Source organism: Barnesiella sp. CU968, from assembly GCF_905219685.1.
Lineage (GTDB): Bacteria > Bacteroidota > Bacteroidia > Bacteroidales > Muribaculaceae > Lepagella > Lepagella muris_A.
In genome coordinates, this window is the sequence record NZ_CAJMXD010000258.1 from 1 (window position 1) to 4187 (window position 4187).

Sequence of the window (4187 nt, forward strand, 5' to 3'; positions counted from 1 at the left end):
CTTGTCAGGACCGGTCAAAATTTGGCTGGTCCTTTTTTAGTGGCCGGCGTCAGACACACTCAAAGAAACAGTATCGATCAAATGGTATTAGCCATTTCCAAAACTAAAAACAATCTTTATTACCTGTCAATTAGTACCTGAGGTCTAGTTGCAAATTTACTTTACATATAGCAGACAGATATAAAATTATCGGACAATTGATGCAACAAATTAGACCCACCCCCCTGTTAGGCTGTTAAAAGCATACTATTTGTCTTATTTTTTGTCAACAGCCTCATCATCCGACTGATATTGACTTGGCTTGACACCGAATTGGTTCTGAAAGCATTTAGCAAAATAAGATGGCGTTTTGAATCCTACCATATAACAAATTTCTGCAACAGTGAATCTGTGCTGGCTTAAAAGAACTGCTGCTTTTTGAAGTCTGACACTTCTGATGTAATCTAACGGAGGAAGTCCCATGTACTTTTTAATAAGACGATAAAGCTGCTTATTGGGGATTCCGCTTTTCTCACAAAGTAGGTTTACATTCAAATCGGGGTCTGAGATATTGTCCTCTATAATCTTTGCGATTTTAGCAAGGGACTTTTCATTTGTGGANTCTGCCTCAATAGGCTTTGACTCAGCTTCAGTTATAGTCTGTATTCGTACTCTTTCTTTTATTTCTGTTCGAGCATTCAAAAGTTGATTGATTCTTCCCAATAAAGATGATGGCTCAAATGGCTTCGTCATGAACACATCTATACCTAACTTGATACTATCATTTTCAGTCTTATTGTCAGATTTGGCAGTAAGCATTATTATTGGAATAGGTGCTAACCGTGGATTTTGCTTCATTCGCTTAACCATCTCAAGCCCGCTCATAATAGGCATCATTTCATCAACGATTATCAGGTCAGGGGCAAATGAAGCTGCAATCGCAAGACCGGAACGACCATTTTCAGCTGAAAGAGATGTAAAGTTATCATTCAGGATTCCCATTATGAATGCGGAAATTTGGCGGTTGTCTTCTACGATAAGAATTTTGGACTTATCGCTGTCTTGAGAAGCATTACTTTTATAATCTTCAGGAATAATCTTTTCTGATATAGGCAACGTTACGACAAAAGATGTACCTTGATTCTCCTTGCTGTATAGATTTATGTTTCCGCCCATAAGTTCAAGATACTTTTTTATCAGATATAAACCAAGACCTGTTCCTTCTCGTAATTTTGATGTTGACGGAGCCCTGAACATTCGTTGGAACACAAGAGATTGATCTGTGTCTGATATCCCGACGCCATCATCTGACACTATGATTTCAACATTATTGTTTCGTGTACTTATACCCAAAGATATTGTTGCTCCTTCATCCGAGTATTTACAAGCATTTGATAAAAGATTGGTAATTACAGACTCAAATTTTACCGCATCAGCTTCAATGAGAATCTGTTGACAAGATGTATGAAAAAAGAAGTTCTTGTTTTGGTTGTTCTCTTTAAATATTTCAAAAACACCTTTACAAAATTCCACGATATCAAAAATTGAAAGTATAAGTAAATTCTCATCGGTATCCTCCAGATGTTGCAACTCCAATGTTCGGTGAATCATATTATTAAGTCTAACAGCATTATCATATATTGTTTCTATATTCTTTTTGCTTTCAGAATCTTTAGCTCGCTCTTTCATCAGACTAACCGGACCAAGAATCATTGACAATGGAGTTTTCAAGTCATGAGAAATAGTGGAGAGGAAAGATAGTTTCCTTTCTACATTTTCCAATGCTGTCTGTCTCTCTTGCTCTTGAAAAACACGAATATTTCTTTTTTTTGTATACCAAACAATCCAATATATTATTCCTAGTGCGACTATAATATATATAAGTATAGCCCACCAAGACAANACAATTGGAGGATTCACCGTTAGTGGTATTGAAATCGGTTCCATTGGGGAGCCAACTGTCTTCACAAGAAGTCTATAATTTCCCATTGTTAAGTCAGAGAATGTTATCGTATTAGAACCTTCCGGCATAACAATCCAACCATCCAATGTATCTGTTGTAGATTCAGCAAGTTTATACATAAACCTTTGTACTGTTTCCGGAGAATAGTCCAAAGTGCTGATAACCAATTTAATGTTACCGCCATAAGGTATTTTTATACCTTTCGCTCCGCTTTTTAGATCTGAAAGATTAAGGTGTCCGTCTCCTTGATCGTTGAGAATCATACGGATGGTCTTATAATCCATGCTGCCTCCAATCACGTTGTTATCAACTTCCAATATTTCATCAGTCCCCCCAAGATAAACCTTATTATTGATAGTGTCTTCAAATACAGCTGTATATGACTTTTGAGGTATGGGAAGTATAAATGTCTTCAACGATTTGCCGTCTATCCTCCAGACATTACTCTGTGTAGATATCCACATTCCATCACCAACTTTACCCATAGCAAGCGTTGTTTCGTCACTATTCGTATCAGGGAACCGGACTATCTTATGCTCATTATTGTCAAATATCACAACTCCCCCTTTAAATGCACACCACACTCGACCATCATTATCAGCACAGATATTAGTGGGGTAGCCACCTGTGAGTTCAAATATGTCATATTTAAGGAATTGCTTTTTGGCTGGAGTATATTTTACTAAAGCATTGTCTCGAAACAAAAGAATCCACAAATTTCCTTTGACGTCTTTAATGATGTCATTAACAAGATTGTTTGCTAACAAAATATTATGTGAATTTTGTGCCTCGGCATTGATGGACATATCAGAGACAACAGTACCTCCATCAATCTTTAATTTATCCTTATTTACATAATGAATTCCATTTAGAACGCTTCCAATCCAAAAGTACCCGTTGTCTTCTACCAATGAATAAACCCAATTGGAATTATGGTCTCCAAGGCTATCTACAACATGGAACACATCGAAACTATCATTGCTTGGATTATACCTGTTTATGCCTCCATCTGTTGCAAACCACATTGAATATTCGCTATCTTCTAAAATTGCACGTATTCGGTTATGTGATAAAGAATTGGGCGAATCTGAATGCCTATACCATTTAGGCATTGAATCACCGGATAATTTGATGACACCATTAGTTCCACCAAACCATAAGTTATTCCTGCTATCACGATATATTGAATGGATTTCATTTCCTTCCCCGGAATGCGTAAGTGCACTTAATTTAACTGTTCTTAAAGAATTAGAATTGGATGCAATAGAAAAACCTCGCCCATGTCCAGCCCATACATTATGCTGACTGTCCGCATATATACACCAGATTTCATTGTCTGCAATACTCAATTCTTGACGAGAATCATGCCTATAGTGCTTAATGTAATCATTCTGTAAATCAAATACACCATTATCAGTTCCTATTAATACATGACCGTTTTCTCCATTTGACAGACTCTTAATATTATTCATATCCACGAGCATTACTTTATCCCAATGATCATTGGCAGGAGTATATTTATAGAGATAACCTTCTCCTCCCACATAGATGCTCTCATTGTCTTCTGTTTCAAGAAGGCAATTTGCAAACAAAGGATATTGGTCGATATTGTTTATTCGCACCCTTACCGATTTAAAAGTTTGGGTTTGAGAGTCCCACCTTGCAATCCCATTATATGTGCCAACGTACAGAATGCCTCTACTATCACGTAATAGTGAATATACCGATCTATGCGGCAATCCATCAGTATAATCATGAATGTTTTTATCTCTAAGATTCAGCTTGCTTATACCATTCAGCCCTCCAATCCACAGTTCATCGTCATTTAACAACATAGTTCTAATTTCCTGAGGTGTCTCTACTTCATATTGCGAGACTGTTCCCACCTGAAAATCATAAGTTAATAGACCATTGTTACTACCAATGTACAACTTGTCGTTTTTTTCTAAAATGGAATATATTTGAGTACCAAACAGGGTGTTCTCTCCAACTGGATGAGTCATTACTCCATCATAAAAATATAATCCACTGTTAGTACCCAACCACATTAATCCATGACTATCTCTGAAAAGGCAAAAAACCGCAGTTTTTTTACTATCGACAGTTACATTTTTCCATGATAAATCAGATTCTGGAAGTTGCGGCATTGAATGACTATAAGATGGTTTCAAAAGAACCGAAACTGACACAATCAGTCTGAATACAATCTTGGCTATATTCCTAATGTCCATTATGATTGTAGATA

General features: G+C 36.7%; 1 protein-coding gene. It reads right to left on the reverse strand.

The features are described from left to right. Positions 1–255: 255 nt before the first annotated feature. Entirely contained in the window at positions 256–4113 is a 3858-nt protein-coding gene (locus tag JX312_RS09815; protein ID WP_204457863.1) for a two-component regulator propeller domain-containing protein, read from the reverse strand. Positions 4114–4187: the final 74 nt, after the last annotated feature.